The following is a 254-nucleotide window of genomic DNA, read 5'->3' as shown; positions in this document are numbered from 1 at the left end:
AACAGGTTGAAATTCCTGTACCACCGTAATCCGCTATGAGCGATGGGGTGACGCAGCAGGGTAGTGACGCGGACTGATGGATGTCCGTCCAAGCAGTGAGGCTGGTATGTAGGCAAATCCGCATACCATAAGGCTGGGCTGTGATGGGGAGTGAAAATTACAGTAGCGAAGGTCATGATCTCACACTGCCAAGAAAAGCCTCTAGTCAGGAGAAGGTGCCCGTACCGCAAACCGACACAGGTAGGCGAGAAGAG

At 53.1% G+C, this 254-nt stretch carries 1 rRNA gene; it reads left to right on the top strand.

The features are described from left to right. Window positions 1-254, top strand: a 23S ribosomal RNA gene (locus KJS63_RS25970); the annotation flags it as partial.

Source organism: Paenibacillus sp. J22TS3 (assembly GCF_018403205.1).
Classification (GTDB): Bacteria; Bacillota; Bacilli; order Paenibacillales; family Paenibacillaceae; genus Fontibacillus; species Fontibacillus tuaregi.
This window is presented reverse-complemented; position numbering and strand designations above follow the sequence as displayed.